Source organism: Plantactinospora sp. WMMB334, assembly GCF_049179095.1.
GTDB lineage: Bacteria > Actinomycetota > Actinomycetes > Mycobacteriales > Micromonosporaceae > Plantactinospora.
The window spans coordinates 3,109,043-3,134,694 of the sequence record NZ_JBMHME010000002.1; the positions used below are offsets into that span (position 1 = coordinate 3,109,043).

Below are 25,652 nucleotides of genomic sequence, written 5' to 3' on the forward strand. Positions count from 1 at the left end.
CCGGACGGGGCGCCCGGCCGTGCTCGCACACAGCCCGGGCGCCACGTCCGCCATTGCCCCGGTGAATCGGTCGTCCGAACCGGACCCGTCCACCGGGTCGCGGCGGCCAACCCGAACCGGGCTGGCTGGCACCGCGCACCCATCTTATGGGCCGGGTCGCGTCGTCCGGCCAGCGAACAGCGGAAACTGTGCGGCAGAGCACGTTGTTTGGCCGCTCAACGGGCGATTTCGTGGTAACTGTCCCGTGGACGCCCGCGAGCCGGCGGACGAGCCGACTGCCCCAGGTGCGGGACCTCGACGCGGTGCGCGCCCGGTCAGCCGACCGTACGGCCGTGCCGGTCGCGGCTCTTCAGCCGACCGTACGGCCGTGCCGGTCGCGGCTCTTCAGCCGGGTGCCGGGCATCGGCGGCGCCGGCAACGGATCCGAATCGTCGTCGTGCACCCGACCGAACCGGGGCGCCCCGGCCGCCCAGTCCGCCCGTGCCTCGGCGATCTCCTCGTGCGACCGCCCGACGAAGTTCCACCACATCACCAGCGCCTCGTCGAAGGGCTCGCCGCCGAGCAGCATCAGCCGGGTCGGGCCGGCGGCCTCCACCGCCAGGTCGGCACGGCCGGAGCCGAGGTGGAGCAGCGACCCGGGGGTCAACGCGACGCCGCCGACCTCGGCGGCACCCGACATCACCAGCAGGCCGTGCTCGAAACCGGCGGTCAGCGGCATCCGGGCCGGGCCACCGTCGGGAAGCCAGAGCTGCGCGCCGAGCAGCGGGGTATGCACCACGGCCGGCGACCGGAGCCCGCCGACCTCCCCGACGAGGACGGTGACCGAGAAGCCCTGCTCGCGGAGCACCGGCAGGTCGGCGTGGTGGGCGAACCCGGGAGGGCCGGACCGGGCCGCCTCGGGTAGTGCCACCCAGAGTTGCAGCCCGTGCAGGACCGGCGGATGTTCCGGCGGCGAGTACTCCGAGTGCGCGATGCCGAAGCCGGAGGTCATCACGTTCAACTGGCCGGGCCGGATGAGCTGGTCGTTACCGAGGCTGTCCAGGTGCCGGACCTCGCCGTGCACCAGCCAGGTGACCGTCTGCAACCCGGTGTGCGGATGCGGGCCGATCCCCATGCCGGGCCGGTTGGCCACGTCGTCCGGGCCGAAGTGGTCGACGAAGCACCATGCCCCGACGGTCCGGAGCTGGCGCTGCGGCAGCAGCCGGCGCACGGTGGTGTAGCGCCCCAGCGGCACGTCGTGGCCGGGCAGCAGCACGTTGGTCGGCTCGGCGCCCGGCCCGGTGGCCGGCGGCAGCGTCTCCCCGGGCATCGGCTCGGTGATGCTCACCGCCCGAGCGTACGCCGCCGACCGGGGCGCGCGCCCGGCACTTCGCCGCCGGGCGGGGCGGCGCGGGTGCCAGACTTGCGGGCATGGACCAGCCGGTGAGATTCGGACTCAACGTGGACCCCAACGTCGGTGGCCTGGCCATCGCCGAACGGATCGCCGCGATCGCCGACAGCAGTGGCATCGAGTACGTCGGCGTGCAGGACCACCCCTACAACGACGGCTTCCTCGACACCTTCTCGGTGCTGACCTGGCTTGCCGGGCGTACCAGCCGGGTGCATCTCTTTCCGAACGTGGCGAACCTGCCGCTGCGCCCGCCCGCCATGCTGGCCAAGCAGGCGGCGACCATCGACGTGCTCAGCGGCGGCCGGTTCGAGCTGGGGCTGGGCGCGGGCGGCTTCGTCGACGCGGTCGCCGGGATGGGCGGGCCACGCCGGGCCCCGGGTGCGGCCCGGGCGGCGCTGGCGGAGGCGATCGACGTCATCCGGGCCTCCTGGGCCGGCGAGCCGTACGCCTTCCAGGGCCGGCACTACGCGCTGGAGGGGGTCCGGCCCGGGCCACGACCCCGGCACGATCTCGGCCTGTGGCTGGGCGTGATCGGCCCGAAGGCGGTCCGGCTGGTCGGCGAGAAGGCCGACGGCTGGTCGGTGTCGGCGCCCTACGTCCCGCCCCGGCGGGTGGACGAGCTCAATCCCATCATCGACGAGGCGGCCCGGTCGGCCGGGCGGGATCCGGACCGGCTCGTCCGGCTCTACAACGTGATGGGACTGATCGGCCCCGAGGACCGGGACGACTTCCACGGTCCGGTCGGGCGCTGGGTCGAGACGTTGACCAGGCTCCACACCGAACAGCGGATGAACACCTTCGTCTACTGGCCCGGTGGCGACCGGGAACGGCAGTCCCGGATCTTCGCCGAGGAGGTGGTGCCGGCGGTGCGGGCGGCGCTGGGGCAGCCGGGTTGACCTCGACCGCGGTCGAGGTTGTTGACTGGCCGTGCCGACGGCGGTTCGGGAGGGTGCGGTGCGGGCGGTATGGCTGCGGGAGTTCGGCGGGCCGGACCGGCTCGTTTCGGCGGAGACGCCCGACCCGGTCGCCGGGCCCGGACAGGTGGTGGTCGCCGTCGCGTTCGCCAACATCACCTTCGTGGAGACACAGCTGCGGGCCGGCACCGGCCCGTTTCCGCTGCGGTTGCCGACGATTCCCGGCAACGGGGTCGGCGGGCGGGTCGCCGCCGTGGGTCCGGACGTCGACCCGGCGCTGCTGGGCCGGCGCGTGGTCACCGGCACCGGTGGTTCCGGCGGCTACGCCGAACGCGTAGCAGTGGACGCCGACGGGCTGATCGAGGTGCCGGAAGGGCTGCCGCTGGACGGCGCGGTGGCGCTGCTGGCCGACGGACGGACGGCGTTGCTGCTGGTCACCGCCGCCGGGATAGGTCCCGGTGAGCGGATCCTCGTCGAGGCCGCGGCCGGCGGGGTCGGCAGCCTGCTGGTGCAGCTCGGCCGGGCGGCCGGTGCCACCGTCGTCGCCGTGGCCGGGAGCGACCGCAAGCTCGAACTGGCCGGGAACCTCGGCGCGGAGGTGCTGATCGACTATTCGAGAGCGGATTGGCCGGATCGGGTCAGGGCGGCCGTCGGCGGGGTCGACGTCGTCTTCGACGGGGTGGGCGGCGAGGTCGGCCGGTCCGCGTTCGAGTTGCTCGGCCCGGGCGGCCGGCTGGTCAGTTTCGGTCTGGCCAGCGGTGGGTGGGCGGAGATTCCGGACGAGGTCGCAAAGGAACGGGGGGCGACAGTCGTCCGGGAGGCGCTGACCCGGTCACCGGCCGAGTTGCGGGACTTCAGCCGGCGCGCGCTGGCCGAGGCGGCGGCGGGCCGGCTGCGACCGGTGATCGGGCAGCGGTTTCCGCTCGACCGGGCGGCCGACGCGCACGCGGCCATCCAGTCCCGGCGCACGCTGGGCAAGACGCTGCTGGAGATCGCTCCGGAGACGATGCCGTGAACTAGGGCAAAACGGGCGCCTGCCGGACGAGTGGTCTCGTCCGGCAGGCGCCACTGCGGTGCGGGTTGGTGCCTACCGCCGGGTGGGCGGTGGTCAGCCGACCGGGGTCAGTTCCCGCGAGCGGCCACGGCGGCGGCTCTTGCTCCGCCAGGCGACCGCGACCAGGACCAGGAGCACACCGGCGATCAGCAGCATGGTGCCGAGCGCGATCTGCGGCCCGGTGCTGCTGCCGGTGACCGGCAGAGGTGGCTGGCCCCGGACGATGGTGACCGTGGTGGTCGCCACCCGCCCGGTGGTCAGCCCGGTGGCGGTGATGGTCAGGGTGCCGGGGTGGGTGAACTTGACCCGGACCGAGAACTCACCGGTCACGTTCGCCCGGACCGTGATGGTCCGCGGGTTCTTGTAGACCGTCGGCGCCTGCTTGGCGACCGGCAGCATCGCGCCGACGCCTCCCGAGTTCACCGTCGTCGCCTGGCTGCCCAGAACGCCGGCGGCGAGCGGGGCGAGCGTGAAGTCGAGCCGGACCAGCTCGTTACCGCCGAAGCCCGAGCCGAAGACGGTGAAGATTTGGCCCACCTCGACCGTCGGATCGCTGACCGTCAGCGCCGGCGGCTGTGGTGGGTACGGTGGCTGTGGTAGTGGTTGCGCCGTTGCGGGCGACCCCGCGATGGCGAACGCGCCCACCGTGGCGAGCGTCGCCACGGCCGAGCCGATGATGCGGGATAGCCGCATGATGGATCCTCTCTACTGATCGCATGACGTTCACTACGGATCGCATGACTTCTTCTGACGTGCTGGCCTACTGGCCACACGCGGGTGCGGAACTGACACGGGTGGTCCATGGCGTCGGGCCGGGGGTCAGCCACAACTCGACCTCGCCGCTGGCCTTCGGCGCGGTCAGCAGGTCGACTTCCAGCACGCGGCTGCGGCCGGGGCCGACGTCGACGGCGAGTACGCCGACCCGGCGACCGCGTTCGACGCCCCCGCCCATCGGCTTCGCCCGGCCGTCCAGCCGGGCGGCGACGGGTGAGCCACGCACCGGGCTGAAGACCGAGACCAGCACCCGGGCGGTGTACGGGTCACCGGAGAGCGCGAGTCCGCGAACCGACTCGCTCAGTCCGGAGGCGGGCGCGGTGGAGCGGAGGGTGAGCCGGAGCCGCAGTTCGCGGCTGCCGTCCGCCCGGCAGTCGCCGACGGTCACCTGTGCCGAGCGCTGCAGGTAGTAGCCGAGCTTGGCCCCGCTCCCGTCGTTGAGAAAGACGCCGACGTTGTTGACCGTCTCCCGCTCCGGGAGTACGCCGGCCAACCGGGTCGCGACGAGTTCCCGCTGCTCGGCCGGATGGGCGCTCCAGAAGAGGATCCGGCGTTCGCCGACCGCGGTGCCGAGGGCCTCGGCCACTGCCCGGGGGTTGACCGGGCGCTTCAACAGGGCGTCGAAGACCGCCCGGGCCGACACGGCGAAGTAGTTGTCCTGCTGCACCGGCTGGTCGAGCCGGCGGTAGGTCTCCGACAGGAGGGTGCGGACCACGGTCGGTGCGGTCAGCGTCGGATGTCCCGGCACCGACACCGGCCCGATGGCGCGGAGCAGGTAGGAGAGCGCGACCGGGTCGGTGGCGAGTACCCCGTCGACGGTGCCGCCGACGTTCCGCCGGAACATCTCCCGGTAGAGGGTGGCCGCGGTCGGGAAGTGCGGGGTGAGGTTGACGTCGGCCGGATAGACGCCGAGCAGGTCGGTGTAGAGGGCCCGTTGCTCCTTGCTCAGCGGCAGCACGGGCCGGGGAAAGGAATCCAGCTCGGTGGCGGAGCCCTGCTTGACCAGCTTCACCTCGCCGCCGTCGGCCCGGATGACCGCGTACGCGCCGAAGATCCCGCCGGTCGCCCGGGGCTCGGCGAGGTTCTGGAAGACCGCCAGGTAGGTCCGCGGGCCGTTCCCGCCGAGCAGGGCCGGCAGCAGGGCGCCGCTGCGCCGTACCGCCGAGGTGACGTCGGCCAGCCGGTCCAGCTCGGCGAGGAGCCGCCGCACGGCGTCCCGGACCACGGGGGCGAGCCCGGCCGTCGGTACGGCCGTCATCTGCTCCCGCACCTGGCGTACCGCCGTGTCCGCCTCGCTGATCGACGGCATCGCGCCGCGCAGGCCGGCCAGGTCGAGCCGCCCGGAGGTGGGCAGCAGGGTCTGCGGATTCAACTCGACAAGCGGCGGGAAGGCGCGTCGGGCGAGTTCGTCGACACCGATCGCGATTTCCCGGACCGCCGAGATGCTCCGGCCGCCGTACGGGACGGAGCCGGCCGCACGCCAGCCGAGGTCGCCGGTGCGGGATCGGGCGGCGGCGGTCTGCTGTTGCAGCGCCTCCAGGGTCCGCCGCGCCTGGGCGGTCTCGCCGTCGAGCACCTGCTCGCTCAGTTCCAGGGCCAGGTTGGCGGCGTTCTCCAGGTTGCCCCGGGCCTGCCAGCCGCGCAGCCCGACCCAGCCGGCGGCCAGCGTCAGCAGGCAGCCGACGACGAGTGCGGTGAGCAGGATCCGGCGTAGGTTCCGCCGGACCGCCCGACGGCGCCCTGTGCGCCGCCCCGGGGAGAGGTCCCCCACCGCCATCACCGCTCTCCACCCGCTACTCGGACTAACCAGACACAAAGTGTTTTGTGTCCTATATCTCTATAGCACGGTGAACAGTTCGCTGTCGGTATTTCAAGTGCTCTTACGATTCTTTTAGGGATTACCGTGAGAAAGCCTCATTAATTGGCCTAGACAGCACGGAACCGACGCTCGTACGGCCTGCTCAGCGCCGCCGCCGGGTGGCCGCCGCCTCGGCGAGCAACTGCTCCATCTGGTCGACCCCGGTGCGTAGCGACATCCGGGCCAGATAGCTGTCCCGGGCCCGTTGCGCCATTTCCGCCCGCGCGGTGCCCGGAATGACCGCGGCCAGGGCGAACCGGTCGGCGAGCGATTCCCAGTCCTCCGGCGGGCAGGAGAGTCCGGCCCGGGCCCGCTCGACCAGGTCGGCGGTGTCCCCACCGGCGGAGGCGACCACCGGTGCGCCGGCCGAGAGCGCGGCCTGCAACTTGGCCGGCACCGAGCCACGCAACGCCGGCAGGTCGCGCAGGAGGACGAGCTGGTATTCGGCGGCGGCGTAGAGATCGGCCATCTCGGTCGGTTCGCGCCAGCCGAGGAACCGCACGTTGGTCGCGCCGAGTTCGTCGGCGAGCTGCCGGGCCTGCCGCTCCTCCGGCCCCGACCCCACGAGTACGAGATCGAGGTCGACCTTGCCGTTGACCGCGGCAGCGGCCCGGACCGCCGTGTCGACACGCTGGAACGGGCCGATCGTGCCGGCGTGCATCACCGTGGTCCGCCCCCGGTGCCCGATCGCCCGCCGGGCCGCCGGAGTGGTGCCCATCGGCCGGAAGAGACGCTCGTCGGTCCAGTTGAGCACCACCCGCACCTTCGCCGGATCGGCGCCCCGCTCGACCACCACGTCCCGCATCGACGGTGAGATCACCGCGATCCCCGTCGCCGAGCGGTAGATGGCGCGCATCGCCCGGTCCAGCAGTCCGGAGGACCAGCCACCGGACGCCGCGGCGCCGGCATCCGCCGTCACCCCCTCCGGCCAGATGTCCTGGACGTGCACCACCGCCGGCACCCGGCGCACCATCCGGAGCAGGGCCGCCGCCGCGTACGCGCCGGCCGGAGGGAAGTAGACGTAGAGCGCGTCCACCCCGGCCAGGAAGCCCGGCGCGGCCAGCGTGCTGCTCATCGCGTACGTCAGTTGGCGTACCGCCCGCCGGGCGGCCGTGCCGTCGTGGCTGACGTACGTCGGCACCCGCCGGATGCTCACCCCGCCGTCGACGGTCTGGTGCCGCCACCGCTGCCGGTAGCCCGGATAGACCTGCCCGGTCGGATGGTTCGGAAACCCCGTCAGCACCCGCACCTCGTGCCCACGTTCCACCAGCTCCTCGGCCAGGCAACCCGGTATGAAGGCGGGTTCAGGCGGGAACCAGTACGAGATGACTCCGATCTTCATTTCTCATCCCCCGATCACCCCGCAACCGGGCGTGACCGCGGTCATCGCGGTACCCGGCTGAGCTCCTCCGTGTCGTCCGCGGGTGCGGCGGCCACGGCACCGTTCAGGGGGATGCGCAGCGGACCCGCCGAGGAGGGTTGGTCGCCGCGGGTGCCGGGAGCCTTCTCCGCCGGCGCGCCACGCCGGTACGCCCGGTACTGCTCGACGTCGATCTTGTTTTCCTTCGACATGTTCAGGACGCAGCCGAGCACCCGGGCCGAGACGGAGTGCAGCGCCCTGGCGGCGGCGGCGGTCTGCGCGCTCGGCGTCTTGCCCTGCCGGGCCACCAGCAGCGCGCCGTCCGCCTGCACCGACACCACGACACCGTCGGTGAACGCCAGCAGGGGCGGGGTGTCGATGATGACGATGTCGGTCAGCTCCCGCAGCGAGAGCAGCAGGTCGGCCATTGCCTTCGAACCGAGCAGCTCGCTCGGGTTCGGCGGGACCGAGCCGGCGGGCAGGACGAGCAGGGACTTGTCGCCCCACGGTTGCAGCACGTCCTCGACCGCGACCTCGCCGATCAGCACGTCGGTCAGGCCGGCGCCCGACCCGAGCCCGAGATAGCCCGCCACCCGGGGGTGGCGCAGGTCGGCGTCGACGAGCAGCACCTGCCAGCCCGCCTCGGCGAGCGTGATCGCCAGGTTGCAGGCGAGCGTGGACTTCCCCTCCGCCTGCACCGCACTGGTGACCGCGATCACCCGGGCCGGCTCCTGGGCGTCCACGAACCGCAGGTTCGTCCGGAGCTTACGCATCGCCTCGGCCCGGGCCGTCTGTGCGGCGTCGCCGACGATCAGCGGGCTCGACCGGGCCTGCCCGTCGTACGGGATGCTGCCGAGCAGCGGTGCCGCGGTCGCCTCCTGGAGGGCCTCACCATCCCGGAAGGTGGTGTCGGTCAGTCCGCGCAGCAGGGCGAGCCCGACGCCGACGAAGAGCCCGAAGACCCCGGCCAGGGCGAGGTTGCGGACCGGGCGCGGCGAGACCGGTTCCGCGTTCACCCGCGGGCCGCCGACCACCTCGATCTTGATCGGCGGGTCCTTGGCGCCCGGCGGGGTCTCGATGGAGTGCACGAGTTTCATGAACTGCGCCGCCAGCGCCTCGGTGAGCCGCAGCGCCCTGGTCTGGTCGGAGTCGGTGACCGTCGCGGAGAGCAGGACCGTGTCCGCCTCGACCCGCGCGCTGACCCGGGACCGCACCTCGTCCGCGGTGAGCCCGACCCGCTCCTCCGCCGCGACGGTCTGCGCCAACCGGTCGCTGCTGAGCAGGTCGACGTAGGACTTCACACGCTGCTGGAGGAAGAGGTTGCCCTGGTAGGCGTCGGCCATCCCCTGTCCCGAGGAGGTGACGAAGAAGGTCACCGAGGAGGCGTACTGCGGGGTCGCCCGTACCGTGACGAACCCGGCGACGCCCAGCGCGACCATGACCGTCGCGAGTACCACCCACCAGCGTTGGCGCAGCGCGCGCAGGTAAGCGTGCAGATCCATCAGGCCCGGCCTCCTGTCTCAGCACCCAACAACCGGGACCGGGGCGCTAAAGACCTCTAGTGATCACAAAAAATGCGACAGTATGAAAAGTTCCCACTTGTCGCTTCACGGTTCCTACCGAATGTAGATGATTGAGCGCCCTCGGTAGTCGCACTCCGACCAATACGGCCGACAAGTACCGACGGGCGCCCTCGGCAGGTGCCGACGGGAGGGCGGGCAGGAGGCAGGCAGGAACGGCGCCGGCCCGCAGTGGGCCGGCGCCGTCCACGATCTCGGAGCTACCGGGCCGCGGGACCGGGCCGGCCCTCGTCCTCGTCGTCCTCCTGGTCCGAGTCGGCGAGCGCCTCCCGGAACTCGCGTGACAGGTCCGAGCCCGGCACCGCGGCCTCCTCGGCCTCCTCGGCGACCGCGTCCCGCTTGTGCGGCCGTTCCGGCTCGGGCAGCGTCGCCCCGCCGGCGAACCCGTACTCGTTCGGCTCATCGTGCCTGGTCATGCAGAGATCCTCCGTTCGGGCCACGGCCGGCGCCGGCCGACCCCCTGGCCACCGAAACGCCTACCCGCATCCCGGCCGTCCCACACCCGCGAGCCGTCAGGTCAGGTGCCGTACCGCGTCCAGCAGCAACCAGAGGCCGCAGATCCCGAAGAGCGCGCTGGCGCCGTACCGGATGGCCCGCTCCGGAAGCCGGCGGCCGAGGATCCGGCCGACGCCGATGGCCAGGGCGTCGGCGGCGACCATCCCGACGGTGGAGCCGACCCAGGTGCCGAACCAGCCGTGCTGGGTCGCCAGCGTGATCGTCGCCAGCATCGTCTTGTCCCCGAGCTCGGCGAGGAAGAACGCGACCGAGACCGCGATGATCGCGGAGCGCCGGGTTCGTTCCGCCCTGCTCCGCTCCTCCTCGGTCAGCGAGTCGCCGCGCAGGGTCCAGATCCCGAAGCCGAGAAAGGCCAGCCCGGCGCCGAGCGCGATCCATCCGGTGGGCAGTGCGGCGCCGAGACCGACGCCGAGGGCGACCGAGGCGAGGTGTACGACGGCGGTCGCCACGGTGATCCCGATGATCACCGGCAGCGCCCTGAACCGGGTGGCGAAGGTCAACGCCATCAACTGCGACTTGTCGCCCAATTCGGCGACGAAGATGACGCCGAAACTGATCGCCAGGGCCGTGCTGAAGTCCGCCATGTCACCCTTCCCGGTCGGGGCCGGGCGGGGGCGATGGCGGCCTCGACCCGGCATTGCTGCCAGAGTCGAAGGTCTCGCCCGCCCCATCGGGTGAGGCCGCGTGGCCGGGTGCGTGACACGGACGCACCAGCATGTCGACCACGACGTTGGGAGCTACTCCCCTTCGCTGTCGACGAGCCTACCCGATCGGCCCGACCCCGTCGGTCGCGCCCGTGTCGTCCCGGCCGGCGCCGGATCGGCTCAGCCGGCCTGGGCGAGGGTCACCGCGAAGAGACCGTCCTCGTCGGTCCAGCGGGCCCGCACGGCGAAACCGGCGGCGGAAAGCTCCGCGTCGATGTCCGACGGGCGGAACTTCGCCGAGATCTCCGTCCGCACCTCCTCCCCCTCGGCAAGGGCGAGGTCGAGGTCGAGGACCCGGACCCGCATCGGCCGGCCGGCGCGCAGCCGCATCTCGATCCAGCGCTGCTCCGGATCCCAGAGGGCGACGTGTTCGAACGCGTCCACCTCGAAGTCCGCGCCCAGCTCGCGGTTGAGCACGTGGAGCACGTTGCGGTTGAACTCGGCGGTGACCCCGGCCGCGTCGTCGTACGCCGGCACCAGCACGCCCGGGTCCTTGACCAGGTCGGTGCCGAGCAGCAGCCAGTCGCCCCGCTCCAGTGCCGAGCGGAGCGCGGCCAGGAAGGTGGCGCGCTCGGCCGGCAGCAGGTTGCCGATGGTGCCGCCGAGGAAGGCGACCAGCCGCCGGCCGCCGGTCGGCAGCCGGTCCAGGTGCCGGGTGAAGTCGCCGACGATGCCCCGCACCCGCAGCCCCGGATAGGCGGCGGCGATGTCGGCGGTCGACTGCCGCAGGGCACTGACCGAGACGTCCAGCGGCACGAAGGTGCCGAGGTCACCCCGGGTGGTCAGCGCGTCGAGCAGCAGCCGGGTCTTCTCCGACGAGCCGGAGCCGAGCTCGATCAGGGTCTTCGCGTCGGCGATCCGGGCGATCTCGCCGGCCCTGGCCGCCAGCACGGCCCGCTCGGCCCGGGTCGGGTAGTACTCGGGCAGCCGGGTGATCTCCTCGAAGAGCTCGCTGCCCCGGGCGTCGTAGAACCACTTCGGCGGCAGCCACCGGGGCACCGCCGTGAGGCCGGTACGGACGTCCTCCCGCAGCGCCCGGGCCAGGTCCTGCTCCTCCAGGTGAATCTCCAACGGATCCGCGCTCACCCACACACTCCTCTCGATCGATGACACCGCCTCCGGCGGCGTCCGGGCTGCTGCCCGCCTCTCATGTCAGTCCGACCGGCGCCGTCTCGACCCGGTCGGCGGTGCCGTGGACCAGGTGTCCGTCCGGCACCGGTCGCCAGCCCGGTCCCTCGTCCAGCGGTTCCGAGCTGACCAGCACCGACCCCTCGGCAACCCGTACCGACAACGCGTGCCCGCAGGCGCTGGCCACCACCGCCCGGCCGTCGGTGAGCAGCAGGTTCAGCCGGGAACCGGGAGCCGCCGCGGCCACCTCGCGGACGGTTCCGGCCAGCGCGTCGACCGGTGCGGCGCCGGCCCGGAGCCGGTGCCGCACCAGCGCCCAGAGCAGGGCGGCGTCGGTCGGGGCGTCCAGGGTCAGCAGGTCCCTGGTCGGCAGCCGGCCGGCCAGCGCCGCGACCGAGTCCGGCCAGCCGCGTACCACGCCGTTCAGGCTGAACAGCCACGGACCCTCGGCGAACGGGGCGGCGGCCGTCTCCACCACCGGCATGCCGACGGTGGCCGAGCGCACCGCCGCCAGCACCGCGCCGGAGACCGTGGCGGCGGCGAGCGCCGGCAGGCTGCCGTCGCTCCAGATCGGGCCGGCCCGGCGGTAGCGCACCGGAGACCCGTCGGGCGGGTACCAGCCGACGCCGAAGCCGTCGGCGTTCACCGTGCCGCCTCCGCGCATGTCCCGGGGCGCCCAGGACTGCCGGAGCAGCGAGTGCGGCGGATCGACAAGCAGCGCGGCCAGCGGCAGGGGCGGGCCCAGATAGGCCAGGTGACGGCACATCAGCCTGCCCCGCCCCGCCGGCCGGCCACCCGGACCGGCCCCGTCACGCCACCTCGTCCGGCCGGGCGTCCCGGGCGCAGCGGAATCCGCTGAAGATCTGCCGACGGATCGGCAGGTCCCAGTTGCGGAAGGTGCCCCGGCAGGCCACCGGGTCGGTGCCGAAGGAGCCGCCCCGGAGCACCCGGTGGTCCGGGCCGAAGAAGACCTCGGAATACTCCCGGTAGGGAAAGGCGGCGAAGCCGGGGTAGCCGAGGAAGGGGCTGGAGGTCCACTCCCAGACGTCCCCGATCAACTGGTGGACGCCGAGCGGTGAGGCACCCGCCGGGTACGCCCCGACCGGTGCCGGCGCCAGGTGCCGCTGCCCGAGGTTGGCGTGCTCGGGCGTGGGATCCTCGTCGCCCCACGGATAGCGGCGCGAGCGGCCGCTGGCCGGGTCCCAGCGGGCGGCCTTCTCCCACTCCGCCTCGGTCGGCAGCCGCCTGCCGGCCCAGGCGGCGTACGCCTCCGCCTCGTGGAAGCCGACGTGCACCACCGGCTCGTCCGGCACCAGCGGAGCGAACCGGCCGAAACTCGTGCGGCCCCAGCCGGCGCCGTCGGGCCGCCAGTGCATCGGTGCGGTCAGGCCGGCCGACGACCGGTGCTGCCAGCCCCGCTCGCTCCACCAGCGTGGGTCGGCGTAACCGCCGTCGGCGACGAAGGCCAGGTATTCGGCGTTTGTCACCGGGGCGGCGTCGATGGCGTACGCCGGCAGCTCCACCCGGTGACCGGGGCGCTCGTTGTCCAGCGCCCACGGGTCGGTGGAGGTACCCATGGTGAACGGCCCGGCCGGCACCAGCACCTCGCCCCGGACCGGCGCGGCGGAGGCCGGCGGCGGAGGCGCGGAGAGCACCGGCGGGCCGGCCCGGAGCTGGTGGGTGGCGAGCATCGTCTCGTCGTGCTGCTGCTCGTGCTGGGCGATCATGCCGAACGCGAACCCGTCGGCGACCAGTCGGCTGCCGTCGAACCGGACGCCGTCGAGCAGGTCCAGGACCTTGTCCCGGACGGTCGACACGTACCGTCGGGCCTCGACCGGGCCGAGCAGCGGCAGGGCCGGGCGGTCCCGGCGGGGGTGCTTGAACGCGTCGTAGAGGTCGTCGATGTCCTGCCGCACGGGCTCCCGGCCGCCGACGTCGCGGACCAGCCAGAGCTCCTCCTGGTTGCCGACGTGGGCGAGGTCCCAGACCAGTGGGGACATGATCGGTGAGTGCTGCCGGACGAGGTCGTCGTCGTCGACCGCCTCGGTGAGTCGGACGCTGCGGTCCCGGGCCCGGGTCAGTTCGGCGGCGATGTGGTCGCGCAGCGCCCCGGTGGGCCGGTCACGGAGCGACTCGGCAGGCCGGTCGCGCAGCGCCCCGGTGGGAGGGTCGGCCGGGTGGAGGTCGGTCATCTCGGTCCCTTCCGCGCGGCGGCCAGCCGCCGCGCCACTATCCGGGTGATCTCCTCGCGGGTGGCCGGGGGCAGACCGGTGCGGTCCAGCGCCCGCAGCGCGAGGTCGAGCAGGGTGTCGGCGGCCCGGGCCAGCAGCGGGTCCCGCAGCCCGTGCCGGGCCGCCTCGGCCCAGCGGCCGACGACCGGCTCGCACGCCGACCGGGCCGCGTCGCGGGTCCGGTCGTCGCCGACCAGGGCGGCGAGCACCCCGACCGGGGCGATCCACTCGGCGCCCGGCTGTGCGTCGAGGTAGCGGATCTCCAGGTAGCCACGGGGGCGTACCGGTGGGAAGAGGGTGCTGAGGTGGTAGTCGAGGTCGTCGGTGGTCGGTGGTCCGGGGAGGGCACCGGCCAGCCAGTCGGCAAAGGTGATCCCGGGCGGTACGCTCCAGTCCTCGCCGTCCCGGCGTACGCAGAGCAGCGGCGCGGCGAGTGCGTACCGGACCCAGGACTGCACCGGATCAATCGATTCGGACGCCGGTGACCAGGCCGGACGGGTCCGGGCCGGATCGATGAACTGCCAGGCCGCCATCCGCGCCGACGCCCAGCCGGTGTCCCGGCCGGCGTGCCGGCGGGCGGTGGCGAAGGTGGCGAGCAGCGGCGGACCGACCGCGTGCGCCACCGCCCAGCGGTCGGCGAACTCGGTCCTCTCCCCCGCGTCCAGGCAGACCTGGAGCCCGGCGGTGCTGTACATCATGGTCCGACCGGCCGCGCCGAGCCGGTCGAAGGCGCACCGCATCGCGCGGTAGCGGGGGGTGTCGACCACCGGGGTCGGCGGCCGGTACGGATCGATGCCGGTGTCGCCGAGGACGAGGCCCGCGGCGCCGAGCAGATCGGTGAGATGGGCGAACTCCGAGGTGGTGGTCTCGTGCAGTTCGCCGAGGGAGCGGCGCGGTGCGGTGGAGAGTTCCACCTGACCACCGGGCTCGACGCTGACCGTGCCCGAGTGGGGCAACGGCGCGGCGGGGATGTCGGGGTCGAGGGTGCTCGGGGCGTGCGGCCCCAGTGCGGTGCGGAGCCGGGCCGGGTCGACCGGCCGCTCCGGGACGGCCGCGTCGTGGACCGTCCATTCCAGTTCTACGCCGCTGAGCCGGGGTGGCCCGGTCTTGAAACAGATCTTGGCGACATAACCTGCGGCGTCATCCACCGCGCGCAGGATCGTGCCGCTGTCGAGGTCCGATGGCATCGGCGCGTTCCTCCTCCCTCGGTAAGAATCGATCTCCCTTACCCGGCTCTTCGAAGCCCAATCTCCGCAGATCCGCCCGGGAGCAGCTGGGCATATAACTTGACCGGCATATTACTGAGTTGGTATGTTACCGGTCATGGCCACGCCGTTCGAGGTCCTCGCCGAGCCGATCCGGCGCCAGATCCTGGACCTGCTCCGGGAACACCCACGCTCCGTCGGCGAGCTGACCGAACAGCTCGGGCTGACCCAGCCGGGCACCTCCAAACACCTCCGGGTGCTGCGCGACGCCGGACTGGTCCGGGTGCGCCCGGAGGCGCAGCGTCGCTGGTATGAACTCTGCCCCGAACCCCTCGCCGAGCTCGACGCCTGGCTGGCACCGTACCGATGGATGTGGTCCGGCCGGCTTGATGCTCTTGAACGGCATCTGGACACCATGCCACCGGCGTCCGACATTTCCGCCGACCCGGCCCCTGTCGCAGCCGTCCCCGAACGACGGACCGATCCGACAACGGAGGATCCGACGAGCGCGGATCCGGCAACCGAGGAGCTGCCGTGAACGAGAGCCTGGAGACCGCCGACGGACGACCCGCCCCGGCTGATCGCGTTCTCCTGGGCGGACGAGCTGTTCCGGATCGAGCTGCACCCGGACGGCCCGGGGTGCCGGCTGCTGTTCAGCCATGTCTTCGACGACCGGGCCGGGGCGGCGAGCTTCGCCTCCGGCTGGCGCATCTGCCTGGACGTCCTGGAAGGGCTGCTCGAGTACGCCTGGCCATCCCCCGGGACAGCCGCCGGCCCGGACGGATCGACCGGCGGGCGGATCCGGTGGGAACTCGTGCCGGGCACCGGGCACGGCGCCCGGCTCGTACTGGAGCAGACCGGGCCGGCCGGCGCGACCGCAGAAGCCGAGCAGGCCACGGCACTGACCACCTGGCGGGAGCGCATCGAACCGCTCGCCCGCCGACTCGCCGAGGAGGCGGACCGGCTCGGCACGTGACGGTGCCGTCGGCGACGGATGGATAACGGGACGGACGGTAACGGTGCTGCCGGCTTGACACGAAGCTTGCGAATATGTGCACTTGTGGCACTCCGCTCCCGCCGGCACCGGTGCCCGCTCAGGCAGCCAACCCCGGGCCGGCCCGCCACCGTCACGGGGAGGCACGATGCCACCACACGCAGCCGCGCGCGTCATGGCACACCGGATCGACCGGCGCCGGCTACTCGGCCTGGGGCTCGCCGCCGGGGCCGCTCCGCTCCTCGGCGCGTGCGGCGGGGCCTCGACCACCGGTTCCGACGAGGAGGGTGCGATCACCTTCCTCTCCACCCAGTTCACCCCGGTCGAGGAACGCCAGCGGTTCGAGCAGATCCTCCGGGAGCGGGTCAAGGGCGGTGCGGTCGCCTACAACACCGTGGAGCCGAACGTCTTCTCGTCGACCATCACCTCGCAGGTCGGCGCCGGGCGGGTCGAGGTCAGCCTCGCCGGTGGGCTGCACGGCGACTTCGCCCCGCACGCCGACAAGTTCGAAGACCTCGCCGACCTGGCCGGCAGGCTCGCCGACCGGAAGATCCCGGCCGACCTCGCCGACCTCGGCAGGCTGGCCGGCGGCGCCACCACCTATCTGCCGTGGATGCAGGCGTCGTACGTGCTCGCGGTCAACAAGCGGGCGCTGGAGTGGCTGCCCAGCGGCGCCGACGTGCAGGACCTGAGCTACGACCAGTTGCTGGCCTGGGCCGGCAACGCCCGGCGGGCCAACGGGAACAAGCCGGTCTTCGGCCTGCCCTGCGGGCCGAAGGGCCTCTACCACCGGTTCTTCCAGGGATACCTGCTGCCGAGCTTCACCGGCGGCCAGATCGCCACCTTCCGCAGCCCGGAGGCGGTGCGGGCCTGGCAGTACATGCTCGAGCTGTGGGCGCAGACCGCACCGGCGTCGACCAACTACGACAACATGCAGGAACCGCTGCAACGCGGCGAGGTGCTCTTCGCCTGGGACCACGTCGCCCGACTGGTCAACGCGCCCGCCGACCGGCCGGACGACTGGGTGATGGCGCCGGCGCCACGCGGCCCGAAGGGGCTCGGCTACATGCTCGTCGTCGCCGGGCTGGCGATCCCGAAGGGCGCGCCGGAGCCGGAGCGGGCCCGCCAGGTGATCGAGACGCTGACCACGCCGGACGTCCAGCTCGAGGTGCTGCGCCGCAACGCCTTCTTCCCGGTGGTCGAGGCGCCACTCCCGACCGACCTGCCGCCCGCCGTGGCGCTGGAGGCCGAGGCGGTACGCCGGCAGCAGGAGGCACCGGACGCCGTCCTCGCCCTGCCACCGGTCGGACTCGGCGCCAAGGACGGCGAGGTCTCGCAGATCTTCAAGAACTGTTTCAAGGAGATCTGCCTGGACCGGCGGCCGGTGCAGCAGGTGCTGGACGCCCAGGCCGGGCAGCTCAACGCCATCCTGGACGAGGTGAAGGTGCCGTGCTGGCGCCCTGACCCGGTCGCGGCGGGACAGACGTGCCGGGTGCAGTGAGCACCGCGCCCGATCCGGCGCCGACCGAACCCTCCCCGCCCGTACCGTCCCGCCCGGACCGCCCCCGGCGGCGGCGCTCCCGGGTGCCGACGGCGGCCCTGCTGGTCGCCCCCTCGGTGGTCTTCCTGGCCGCGCTCTTCCTCTGGCCGATCGTGGTCGGCGTCGGGCAGGCGGTCACCGGCACCGACGGGCCCACCCTGGCCCACCTGCGCCGGATGGTCGACGACCCCTACTTCTGGACGGCGGCCCGGAACACCGCGCTGCTGATCGTGGTGCTGATCCCGCTGCAGTTCGCGTTCGCGCTGACCATGGCGCTGTTACTGCGGGAGCGGCCGAGGCTGTCGTCCTTCTACTTCTACGTCTGGTGCGTGCCACTGGCCATCAGCGACCTCGCCGCCGGGCTGGTCTGGTTGTCGATCTTCGCCGACCGGGGCTACCTCAACTCCCTCCTCGCCCACCTCGGGCTCGGCGACGGCAACGCCTGGCTGGCGTACGACAACGAGGTCGGCATGTTCGTCGCGGTGCTCCTGGCCGAGCTGTGGCGGGCCACCTCCCTGGTGCTGGTGATCGTGGTCGCCGGCCTGCAGAACATCCCGCGCGACTACGACGAGGCGGCGGCGGTCTTCGGCGCGACCTACCGGCAGCGGCTGCGCCACGTCATCCTGCCCCAGCTCCGACCGAGCCTGCAGGTGGCGCTGATCCTGCGGACCATCCTCGGGTTGCAGACCTTCGCGGTCGCCCAGGCGCTGACCGGCCGGAGCTTCCCGCTGCTGGTCGGCGAGACCTACCACTGGTACGTGACGCTGCAGAACGAGCGGGTCTCGGCGGCGATCGCCCTGGTGATCCTGCTGATGTCGCTCGGCACCGCCCTGGTCTACCTGCGGGTGCTGCGCGATCCGGCGGCCGTCGGCGACCGCCGGTGAGCCGCATCCGGGCGGCCCGGCGCCGCAGCGTCGCGATCCACGCCGCCTGCGTCGCCGTCACCCTCTTCATGGGACTGCCGATCTATCTGATCGCGCTGGCCGCGCTCTCCAGCCGGGAGTCGCTGAACCACTTCCCGCTCGCCCTGCTCCCCACCGACGTCTCCACCGAGACGATGCGGGTCTTCCTGGACAGCACCGGTGTGGTCGCCGGGTTCCAGAACTCCGTCGAGGTGGGCCTGCTCAGCCTGGCCCTGTCGCTGGCCCTCGGGGTGCCGGCCGGCTACGCCGTGGCCCGGTACGCCTTCCGGGGCCGCGAGCCGTACCAGCTCTTCCTGCTGCTCACCCGGGCGCTGCCGATCGTGGTGCTCTCGGTGCCGCTGGCCCGGGTCTTCCTGGCCACCGGTCTCTACGACACCACGTACGCGGTGGCGCTGCTGCACACCGCGCTGGCCCTGCCCACCACCGTGCTGATCACGTCGGCGATCTTCGTGGCGGTGCCGGTCGAGCACGAGGAGGCGGCGATGGTCTTCGGGGCCAGCGCACCGAGGGCGTTCGTCCGGGTGGTGCTGCCGCAGGCGCTGCCCGGGATCGCCGCCGCCGCCATCTTCACCTTCGTCACCTCCTGGAACGAGGTGCTCGGCGCGGCCGTGCTCACCCTCAACCGGCGTACCCTGCCGGCGCAGGTGCTCTCGACGCTCGCCGACTCGCCGCTGGCGTTCCGGTTCGCCGGCGGGCTGGCGCTCGTCGTGCCGGCGCTGGTCTTCATCGCGTTCATGCGCCGCTACCTGTTGAACATGTGGGGAACCACGATCCGCTGAGGGGGACGACGTTGGCCGAGATCGTGTTGCGGAACCTGGTGAAGACCTATCCGGGGACCCGCAGCCCCGCCACCGACGACATCAGCCTGGAGGTGCGCGACGGCGAGTTCCTGGTGCTGGTCGGACCGAGCGGCTGCGGCAAGACGACCCTGCTGCGCATGATCGCCGGGCTGGAGTCGCCGGACTCGGGCACCGTCCGGATCGGCGGCCGGGACGTGACCGATCTGCCGGCCCGGCAGCGCGGCCTGTCGATGGTCTTCCAGTCGTACGCCATCTGGCCGCACATGCGGGTCCGGCAGAACATCGCCTTCGGGCTGACCATGCGGAAGACGCCGAAGGCGGAGATCGACCGGCGGGTCGGTGAGGCGGCCGAGCTGCTGCACCTGACCGAATACCTCGACCGCTATCCGGCGCAGCTCTCCGGCGGGCAGCGGCAGCGGGTCGCGGTGGCGCGGGCGATCGTCACCGACGCCGACGTCCTGCTGATGGACGAGCCGCTCTCCAACCTGGACGCCCTGCTGCGGATGGAGTTCCGCACCGAGCTGAAGCGGATCGTCGGCAAGCTCGGCACCACGACGGTCTACGTCACGCACGACCAGGCGGAGGCGCTCTCCCTGGGTGACCGGATCGCGGTGCTCCGGGAGGGCCGGGTCGCCCAGGTCGGCCCGCCGCTCGAGGTGTACGACAGCCCCGCCGACGAGTTCGTCGGCGGCTTCCTCGGCGCCCCGCCGATGAACTTCATCCGGGCCCGGGTCGACCGGAGCGGTGACCGGCCCAGGCTGCGCCTCGGTGACCAGTCGACCGCCGCCCCGGCGGCGCTGCGGGACTATCGGGGCGAGGAGGTGACGGTCGGCGTGCGGGCGGAGAGCGTCGAGGTCTTCGACGCCGACGGGCCGGACCGGCTGGCCGCCGGGGTCGAGGTGGTCGAGCCGACCGGGGCGGCTGTCCTGCTCACCGTCGAGCTGGCCGGCCGGCAGGTCAAGGTGCAGGCGCCGCCGACCGTCCGGATCAGCCCCGGCAGCCGGGTCTGGCTCGCCGTCGACCCGGACCGGATGCGCTGTTACGATCCTGCCGACTCGACCGCGATCAGCCTTCCCGGCTGAGCCCGCGACCGACCCTCGGGGCTGCGACCGACCCTCCAGGCTGAGTCCGCGATCAGCCCTCCGGTTGGGGTCGGCCGGGCCGGCGCTGCGATTGCGTACCCGGCCCGCCGGCTGGGTACGGTGTGCACGTGCTGGAATCCGGAGTCCTGCTGAGCGGGCGTTACCGCCTGGACGAGCGCGTCGCCACCGGCGGGATGGGCGACGTGTGGCGCGGCACCGACGTGGTGCTCGGGCGCCGGGTAGCGGTCAAGGTGCTGCTCCCCTCGCTGCTGGCCGACCCGGACTTCATCGCCCGGTTCCGGGCCGAGGCCCGGATGCTGGCCACCCTGCACCACCCGGGGATCGTGCAGGTCTTCGACTACGGCGAGGACGAGCTGCCCACCGGCCGGACCGACTACCTCGTGATGGAGTACGTCGACGGCGAGCCGCTGTCGACGCGGATCCGGGAGACCGGCCGGCTCGGCGTGGTCGACACCATGCACGTGGTGGCCCAGGTCGGCCAGGCGCTGCACGCCGCGCACCAGGGCGGGATCGTGCACCGCGACGTCAAGCCGAGCAACCTGCTGGTGCAGGTCGACGGCGCCGTGCGGCTGCTCGATTTCGGGGTCGCCCGCTCGGTGGACATCACGAGCATCACCAGCTCGAACGCGGTGCCGGGCACCGCGCTCTACATGGCGCCGGAGCAGGCGGCCGGCAAGCCCGTCTCGGCCGCCACCGACATCTACGCGCTGGGCGCCGTGGCGTACCAGTGCGTTTCCGGTGAGCCGCCGTTCACCGCGGAGAATCCGCTGCAGGTCGCGGTGAAGCACCTGCACGAGGAGCCGGGCCCGCTGCCGGCCGAGGTGCCGGGACGGGTCGCCGAGCTGATCCTGCGTACCCTGGCCAAGGATCCGGCCGACCGGTATCCGGACGCGGCGGCGCTGGCGACCGCGGCCCGGGCCGCCGCGAACGACCCGGAGGTCGTGGCGGCGGACGGCGCCGCCGGGGCCGGCGGTGGCGGCATCGCCCCGGCGGAGTCGACGGCGGTCACCGGCCTCGGCCTCCGGACGACCACGGCCGGTGCCGGTGTGGCCGGAGCGGGCGCCGCGGTGGTGGCGGGCGCCGCCGACGCGGCGGGAGCGGCGAAGGGGCCGAGCACCCTCGCCGACAATCCGGTGGTCGATCCCGGCGGGCGGGACCGCGAGCCGGGTCTGGGCATCCTCACCCTTGCCGGGATCGCCGCCGTGATCGGGCTGGGCGCGGCGGTGGTGACCGCGATAATCGCCTTCAACCTCTCCGACGAGGCACCGGCGACGAACGGGCCGGTCTCGCCGACGCCCAGTGGCAGCGTGACGGTCGACCCACTCGTCCCGGAGCAGCCCTCGGCCGGCTCGCCGGGTGACGATGCCGAGGCGCCGTCGCGGCCCCGGGACACCGGCCGGCCGACCCCGTCGGCCTCGCCGACGTCCAGCCCGACAGAGGACCCCGAGCCGACCGGCGAACCGACCGATCCCGCGCCCCCGCCGCCGACCGATCCCGCGCCGACCAATCCGCCGCCCACCGGTCCGGACGAGCCGCCGGCGAGCGGCGGTCCGGTCGGGCCGGGCGGGGGCTGAACACCACCCGACCGGGCTTGTCCGGGAAAACCTCGCGTTACCGGATTACAAGGTGATCAACGACAAATCGCTCTAGGGTGTGCACCACGTCGTCGGAGTACGGTGGGAGCCCACATGAGCAGGGAAAAGCTGGTTGTCGTCGGTCAGGGGTACGTCGGTCTGCCCCTCGCAATGGCCGCGGTGGAGTCGGGACTGGACGTCGTCGGCCTCGACCTCGACACCGACCGGATCAAACGACTCGGCAGTGGAGAGTCCTATGTCGAGGACATCACCGACCTCCGGCTCTGCACGGCGCTGGCCAGCGGCCGCTACCTGCCCAGCAGCGACTACGCCGACGCCCGCGACTTCGACGTCTGCGTGATCAGCGTCCCCACGCCGCTACGCGACGGCACACCGGATCTCAGCTACGTCGAACAGGCCGGCACGGCACTGGCCCCGTACCTCCGCCCCGGCTGCACGGTGATCCTGGAGTCGACGACCTATCCCGGCACCACCGAGGAGTTGCTCCGCCCGCTGCTGGAGCAGGGCAGCGGGCTACGCAGCCCGGACGACTTCCACCTCGGCTACAGTCCGGAGCGGATCGACCCCGGAAACCCGGACTGGCGGCTGGAGAACACCCCGAAGGTGGTCTCCGGGATGGGTCCGGCCGCGCTGGAGCGGGTGGACGCGTTCTACCGCACGATCGTGGGGCGGACCGTGCCGGTCGACTCGACCCGGGTCGCCGAGCTCACCAAGCTGATCGAGAACACGTTCCGCCAGGTCAACATCGCGCTCGTGAACGAGCTGGCCACCTTCGGCAACCAGCTCGGCATCGACGTCTGGCAGGCCATCGACGCGGCGGCGACCAAGCCCTTCGGGTTCATGTCGTTCCGGCCGGGGCCCGGGATCGGTGGGCACTGCCTGCCGATCGACCCCTGCTACCTCTCCTGGCAGGTGAAACGCCGGCTCGGCCGGCAGTTCCGCTTCGTCGAACTCGCCAGCGACATCAACCACGCCATGCCGGAGTACGTGGCCCAGCGGGTGATGGCCGGGTTGAGTACCCGGGGACGTCCGCTGCGGGACGCCCGGATCCTGATGATCGGTCTTGCGTACAAGAAGAACACCGGTGACCTGCGCGACTCTCCCGCGATCGACCTGGCGGCCCGGCTGCACGCACTCGGCGCACGCGTCAGGGCGGTCGAGCCGTACGCCGATCCCCGGCACGTCCCGACCGAGGTGGCGATGGTCGAGCTGACCGAGGAGGAGGTCCGGGCAGCCGACGCGGTCGTGGTGGTCACCGACCACGACGGGCTGGACTACGACATGATCGTCAGAACCGCCCGGTACGTCTTCGACAGCCGTGCGCGCTGCCGGGGGCCGGTCGTGGAGCGCCTGTAGCCGGGGGCGTACCCGCGGATCAACCGGCTCGGCGGGCGGACGTCCGCCGGGACAGGCGGCGGCCAGCGGGACCGCCGGCTCAGCCGGCGGCGGCCAGCGGGGCGGCGGGCTCGGGGTACCGGGTCGGCCAGCAGCCCCGGGCCATCGCGAGCCGGTGGTAGAGGTCCCGGGTGGCGGCCAGCAGCCGGGGCGTGCCGAACGCCTCCCTCGTCTCGGCAAGCGCCGTCCGCCCCATCTCGCGTCGCAACCCGTCGTCCGCCAGCAGCCGCAGCACCGCCCGGCTCAGCCCGTCGACGTCCCGACGGTCGCAGAGGAGTCCGGTCCGGCCGTGCCGGACCACCTCGGCGGTGCCGCCGACGTCGGTGGCGACCACCGGTCGGCCGGCGTGTCCGGCCTCGATCAGCGTCAGCGGGGTTCCCTCGTGGTCCGAGGTCTGCACCACCAGGTCGGCCGCGGCGTAGACCGCCTCCAGCTCCGTCCGCCAGGGCAGGAAGGTCACGTCGAGCCGGATCGTGGCGGCCAGCGACACCGCCTCGGCCAGCCGGTCGCCCTCGCCGCAGATCACGAACCGGGTCTCCGGCCTGGCGCGCCGGACCGCCCGGGCGACCGAGAGAAAACGGTCGGGCCGCTTCACCGCGTCGAGCGCACCCACGTACGCCACCACCGGTCCGGCCTCGGGCAGCCCGAGCGCCCGCCGTGCCTCGTCCGGCGCGGGCAGCGGTGACAGGCTCGCCCCCGGTGGCATCACCGTGTACTGGTCGGGACGGCCGACCGAGGCGGCCAGCAGGTCGTCGCGTACCCGGGCACCGACCGCGACCAGGGCGTGGCTGCTCCGGGCGAGCAGTCGCTCGGCGCCGGCAGCCAGCCCGCCCTCGACGGCCGGCCCGCCCTCGTCCGCCAGCCCGCCCTCGACGGCCGATGCCGGGCCGGAGAGCGGAGAGCTGTGGAAGGTGTGCACCCGGATCGGCACCCGGCAGGTCGCCGCCGCGATCCGGCCGAGCACGCCGGACCGCAGGTCGTGGGTGTGCACCAGCTCCGGCCGGAACTGACGGATCTCCGCGATCAGCACGGCCAGCGCCCGCAGGTTGTCGGCCGGCCGGACCGGGCGCCGGAGCGCGGGCAGCACCCGGACCGGTACGTCGGCACCGCGCAACCGGCGGTAGTCGGCCATCCCCGCCTCGACGGGGCCCGCATAGAGACGCTGCTCGAACCGGTCCGGGTCCAGCCCACGCATCAGCGCGCCGACCTGCGGCGCGGCCTCCCCCACGGCCATTCGGGAGATGATCCGCAGCACCCGGAGCGGTCGCATGACCAGACCCTTTCGCGTTCGTCGCGGCACGGCCGGCGACGAGGCGCGTGCGACAAGACCTTGATCCTGTTATACGCCGCGAGTCGCGAATCAACCTGGGTTCAGGGAAATTGGCGCCGACACCCGATGCTGCCCTGACCCCGTCCCGGAGTCCGTAGACGGGAGTCGAATTCACCGGACCGGTGACGGCCCCCGGGACGACGCCGAGACGTCCATTCCGGAGCCGAACGGTGCCCTCGCCGACGAGCGGGCCGTCACCGGCCTGGCCGGCTACGACGTCGAAGCCGTCGACGGGGGCATCGGCTCGGTGGACGATGCCTCCACCGACACCTGTCAGAACGATCCGCTCCGGGGCTGAGTCGACGTCTCCTGGCCCTGCCGGGTGATCGCGACCGGGCAGCCGGCGTGGTGCAGCAGCGCCTGACTGGTCGAGCCGAGCAGCAGGCCGGCGAAGCCGCCGTGCCCGCGCGAGCCGACGACGGCCAGCGCGGCCCCCTCGGCGACGGCGTCGAGGAGCGCGGGCGCGGCGCTCGCCTCCACCAGCCGCTCCTGCACCGGCACGTCGGGAAAGCGGCCGCGGTGCGGTGCGAGCGCGTCCGTCAGCAACTGCCGGGACGCGTCCAGGTGGGCCTGGCGCTGCTCCTCCGGCACCAGGGCGAGCGCCGCCGCCTCACCGGGGCCGGTCGGCAGCGGTGTCCCCCAGGCGTGCACCGCCAACACCCCCGTACCGAGGCGGTCCGCCTCGGCGAACCCGAAGGCCAGGGCCGCGTCGGACGCCTCGGACCCGTCGACGCCGACCACCACCGGACCCTCCGATGCCTCGGTCCGGACCACCACGGTGGGGCAGCGGGCGTGACTCGACACCTGGACGCCGACGGATCCGAGGAGCAGCCCGCTGAACCCGCCGAGACCCCGGGAGCCGACGACCACGAGCCCGCCGACCGGCGCGGCGTCGATGAGAGCCTGGGCGGCGCCACCGACCCGGAGCTCCGTGCGTACCTCGACTCCGTCGGCGTAGCGGCCCGCGCGCTCCGCCGCCGCCCCGAGGATCGCCTCACCCGCCCGCACGTAGTCGTCCGGGCTGATGCTGGCCGCCGTCACCGCGGCAACCGGCATCGCGGGCACCGGCAGCGGCACGGCGTACGCGTGCACCAGGCGGAGCGTCGCTCCGGTGTGTCTCGCACGGGCGGCTGCCCACCGTAGGGCCAGGTCGGCCTCGGGCGACCCGTCGACTCCTACCACGATCTGCTCGGTCGCACCCATTCCGGCCCTTCCTCCATCGCCCGGCCCGTCCTCCGTCGCGCCGGTAGCTGCCGCG

General features: G+C 73.1%; 23 protein-coding genes. 10 read left to right on the plus strand and 13 right to left on the minus strand.

What is annotated here, in order from left to right:
• Nucleotides 1–349: 349 nt before the first annotated feature.
• Nucleotides 350–1,327 carry a pirin family protein gene (locus tag ACN27G_RS13385; RefSeq protein WP_421493129.1) on the minus strand — a complete coding sequence of 326 codons (978 nt, stop codon included), beginning with the start codon at nucleotides 1,325–1,327 and terminating at the stop codon, nucleotides 350–352.
• Nucleotides 1,328–1,410: 83 nt separating this feature from the next.
• Between ACN27G_RS13385 and ACN27G_RS13390 the strand changes: the two genes are divergently transcribed.
• Together ACN27G_RS13390 and ACN27G_RS13395 are read left to right on the plus strand one after the other, a co-directional pair.
• The gene (locus tag ACN27G_RS13390; RefSeq protein WP_421493130.1) at nucleotides 1,411–2,286 is read left to right on the plus strand and encodes an LLM class flavin-dependent oxidoreductase; all 876 of its coding nucleotides are present in this window, start codon (nucleotides 1,411–1,413) and stop codon (nucleotides 2,284–2,286) included.
• Nucleotides 2,287–2,317: 31 nt separating this feature from the next.
• Nucleotides 2,318–3,319: a zinc-binding dehydrogenase gene (locus ACN27G_RS13395; RefSeq protein ID WP_421493131.1), complete on the plus strand. Its 1,002-nt coding sequence runs from the start codon at nucleotides 2,318–2,320 to the stop codon at nucleotides 3,317–3,319.
• A 93-nt stretch (nucleotides 3,320–3,412) separates the two neighbouring features.
• Here the strand turns inward: ACN27G_RS13395 and ACN27G_RS13400 are convergent, their stop codons facing one another.
• From ACN27G_RS13400 to egtA, 10 genes are all read right to left on the minus strand, one after another.
• Nucleotides 3,413–4,051: a hypothetical protein gene (locus ACN27G_RS13400; RefSeq protein ID WP_421493132.1), complete on the minus strand. Its 639-nt coding sequence runs from the start codon at nucleotides 4,049–4,051 to the stop codon at nucleotides 3,413–3,415.
• Nucleotides 4,052–4,118: 67 nt separating this feature from the next.
• Nucleotides 4,119–5,909 carry a DUF4012 domain-containing protein gene (locus tag ACN27G_RS13405; RefSeq protein WP_421493133.1) on the minus strand — a complete coding sequence of 597 codons (1,791 nt, stop codon included), beginning with the start codon at nucleotides 5,907–5,909 and terminating at the stop codon, nucleotides 4,119–4,121.
• 184 nt (nucleotides 5,910–6,093) lie between these two features.
• A complete protein-coding gene (locus ACN27G_RS13410; protein ID WP_421493134.1) occupies nucleotides 6,094–7,332 on the minus strand; it encodes a glycosyltransferase family 4 protein in 1,239 nt (412 codons plus the stop codon).
• Nucleotides 7,333–7,373: 41 nt separating this feature from the next.
• Nucleotides 7,374–8,852, minus strand: coding sequence for a polysaccharide biosynthesis tyrosine autokinase (locus ACN27G_RS13415; protein WP_421493135.1), 1,479 nt, complete (start codon nucleotides 8,850–8,852; stop codon nucleotides 7,374–7,376).
• Nucleotides 8,853–9,130: 278 nt separating this feature from the next.
• A complete protein-coding gene (locus ACN27G_RS13420; RefSeq protein ID WP_421493136.1) occupies nucleotides 9,131–9,346 on the minus strand; it encodes a hypothetical protein in 216 nt (71 codons plus the stop codon).
• 96 nt (nucleotides 9,347–9,442) lie between these two features.
• On the minus strand, nucleotides 9,443–10,030 hold the full coding sequence (locus tag ACN27G_RS13425; RefSeq protein WP_421493137.1) for a TMEM165/GDT1 family protein: 588 nt from the start codon (nucleotides 10,028–10,030) through the stop codon (nucleotides 9,443–9,445).
• 240 nt (nucleotides 10,031–10,270) lie between these two features.
• Nucleotides 10,271–11,236, minus strand: a complete 966-nt coding sequence (gene egtD / locus ACN27G_RS13430; RefSeq protein ID WP_421493138.1) for an L-histidine N(alpha)-methyltransferase — start codon at nucleotides 11,234–11,236, stop codon at nucleotides 10,271–10,273.
• A gap of 61 nt (nucleotides 11,237–11,297) precedes the next feature.
• The gene (gene egtC / locus ACN27G_RS13435; protein ID WP_421493139.1) at nucleotides 11,298–12,044 is read right to left on the minus strand and encodes an ergothioneine biosynthesis protein EgtC; all 747 of its coding nucleotides are present in this window, start codon (nucleotides 12,042–12,044) and stop codon (nucleotides 11,298–11,300) included.
• A 43-nt stretch (nucleotides 12,045–12,087) separates the two neighbouring features.
• On the minus strand, nucleotides 12,088–13,470 hold the full coding sequence (egtB, locus tag ACN27G_RS13440) for an ergothioneine biosynthesis protein EgtB (RefSeq protein ID WP_421493140.1): 1,383 nt from the start codon (nucleotides 13,468–13,470) through the stop codon (nucleotides 12,088–12,090).
• The gene (gene egtA / locus ACN27G_RS13445) at nucleotides 13,467–14,696 is read right to left on the minus strand and encodes an ergothioneine biosynthesis glutamate--cysteine ligase EgtA (RefSeq protein ID WP_421493141.1); all 1,230 of its coding nucleotides are present in this window, start codon (nucleotides 14,694–14,696) and stop codon (nucleotides 13,467–13,469) included. Before egtA ends, egtB begins: the two co-directional genes overlap by 4 nt.
• 136 nt (nucleotides 14,697–14,832) lie before the next feature.
• On the opposite strand from egtA, the gene ACN27G_RS13450 reads away from it, so the two are divergent.
• From ACN27G_RS13450 to ACN27G_RS13485, 8 genes are all read left to right on the plus strand, one after another.
• Nucleotides 14,833–15,252: an ArsR/SmtB family transcription factor gene (locus ACN27G_RS13450; RefSeq protein ID WP_421493142.1), complete on the plus strand. Its 420-nt coding sequence runs from the start codon at nucleotides 14,833–14,835 to the stop codon at nucleotides 15,250–15,252.
• Nucleotides 15,253–15,528: 276 nt separating this feature from the next.
• Nucleotides 15,529–15,690, plus strand: a complete 162-nt coding sequence (locus ACN27G_RS13455; protein ID WP_421493143.1) for a hypothetical protein — start codon at nucleotides 15,529–15,531, stop codon at nucleotides 15,688–15,690.
• A gap of 166 nt (nucleotides 15,691–15,856) precedes the next feature.
• Nucleotides 15,857–17,209: an ABC transporter substrate-binding protein gene (locus ACN27G_RS13460; protein WP_421493144.1), complete on the plus strand. Its 1,353-nt coding sequence runs from the start codon at nucleotides 15,857–15,859 to the stop codon at nucleotides 17,207–17,209.
• On the plus strand, nucleotides 17,206–18,132 hold the full coding sequence (locus ACN27G_RS13465; RefSeq protein WP_421493145.1) for a carbohydrate ABC transporter permease: 927 nt from the start codon (nucleotides 17,206–17,208) through the stop codon (nucleotides 18,130–18,132). The genes ACN27G_RS13460 and ACN27G_RS13465 overlap by 4 nt, the downstream gene beginning before the upstream one ends.
• A complete protein-coding gene (locus tag ACN27G_RS13470) occupies nucleotides 18,129–18,950 on the plus strand; it encodes a carbohydrate ABC transporter permease (protein ID WP_421493146.1) in 822 nt (273 codons plus the stop codon). Before ACN27G_RS13465 ends, ACN27G_RS13470 begins: the two co-directional genes overlap by 4 nt.
• Before the next feature lie 11 nt (nucleotides 18,951–18,961).
• Nucleotides 18,962–20,053: an ABC transporter ATP-binding protein gene (locus ACN27G_RS13475; protein ID WP_421493147.1), complete on the plus strand. Its 1,092-nt coding sequence runs from the start codon at nucleotides 18,962–18,964 to the stop codon at nucleotides 20,051–20,053.
• Nucleotides 20,054–20,181: 128 nt separating this feature from the next.
• Nucleotides 20,182–21,648, plus strand: a complete 1,467-nt coding sequence (locus ACN27G_RS13480; RefSeq protein ID WP_421493148.1) for a serine/threonine-protein kinase — start codon at nucleotides 20,182–20,184, stop codon at nucleotides 21,646–21,648.
• A 114-nt stretch (nucleotides 21,649–21,762) separates the two neighbouring features.
• On the plus strand, nucleotides 21,763–23,025 hold the full coding sequence (locus tag ACN27G_RS13485) for a nucleotide sugar dehydrogenase (protein WP_421493149.1): 1,263 nt from the start codon (nucleotides 21,763–21,765) through the stop codon (nucleotides 23,023–23,025).
• A gap of 79 nt (nucleotides 23,026–23,104) precedes the next feature.
• On the opposite strand, the gene ACN27G_RS13490 is transcribed toward ACN27G_RS13485, so the two are convergent.
• Complete coding sequence (locus ACN27G_RS13490; RefSeq protein ID WP_421493150.1) at nucleotides 23,105–24,334, minus strand: glycosyltransferase; 1,230 nt, start codon at nucleotides 24,332–24,334, stop codon at nucleotides 23,105–23,107.
• Between the two features lie 333 nt (nucleotides 24,335–24,667).
• Nucleotides 24,668–25,597, minus strand: coding sequence for a universal stress protein (locus ACN27G_RS13495; RefSeq protein ID WP_421493151.1), 930 nt, complete (start codon nucleotides 25,595–25,597; stop codon nucleotides 24,668–24,670).
• Nucleotides 25,598–25,652: the final 55 nt, after the last annotated feature.